The sequence below is a fragment of the Pseudomonas sp. IT-P260 genome, from assembly GCF_949768395.1.
GTDB lineage: Bacteria > Pseudomonadota > Gammaproteobacteria > Pseudomonadales > Pseudomonadaceae > Aquipseudomonas > Aquipseudomonas parakoreensis.
Genome location: NZ_CATKPO010000023.1, coordinates 1 through 761, shown reverse-complemented (window position 1 = coordinate 761; position 761 = coordinate 1). Strand labels below are relative to the sequence as shown.

Genomic DNA, 761 nt, shown 5'->3' with positions numbered 1-761 from the left:
TGAACTGGTCAACTAATTTTGGACACCAGTTACGGTTTCATGCCGCCAGTTTCTCCATAGCTACCGGCGACCGGTAGTCGTTGTAGCTATGGAGCCTGACGTTGTTGTAACGCATCACATAACGCTGCACATCCACCCGCGCCTCATGTTCCGAGCGGTAGCCATCTTCTGGTACCCACTCTGACTTGAGGCTGCCAAAGAAACGCTCCATCGGAGCGTTGTCCCAGCACTCACCTTTGCGACTCATGCTTTGCAGGAGGCCATGTTTGCGCATTTCTTTCCTGAATTTATGACTGGTGTATTGGCAGCCCTGGTCAGAGTGAAACAGCACCTCTTTTGGCCGGCCTCGCAGGCCGACCGCCATCCGCAACGCTTCGCAGGTCAGCGTGGCATCGGAAATCATCGAAAACGACCAGCCCACGATCCTGCGGGCAAACAGATCCAGCACCGCCGCGAAATACATCCAGCGCGTGCCGACTTTGATGTAGGTCACATCGCCGCACCACACTTGGTTAACCGCCGTGACATCAAACTTGCGCTTGAGCACATGCGGCGCCACCAGCGCCTCAACGCCGGAAGATTTGTACTTGTGCCGCCGCCGTTGATGACTGGCAACACCGGCTTCGCGCATCAAGCTGCGAGCCATATGTCTCCCGACACGATGCCCCTTGGCTTGCAGTTCCTTGGACAGGGTGCGAGACCCGGCGGACGCTCTGGATTCCTTATGATGCTTGACCAGCACGGCCTTAAGTTTCTCCCGC

Annotated in this window: 1 protein-coding gene; it reads right to left on the bottom strand. The window is 56.8% G+C overall.

Annotated features, from left to right (window positions below; translation table 11 throughout):
• Window positions 1-37: 37 nt before the first annotated feature.
• Window positions 38-761: IS3 family transposase (locus ACM6HV_RS13940; RefSeq protein WP_414904477.1), on the bottom strand; the 724-nt coding region annotated here is incomplete at its 5' end.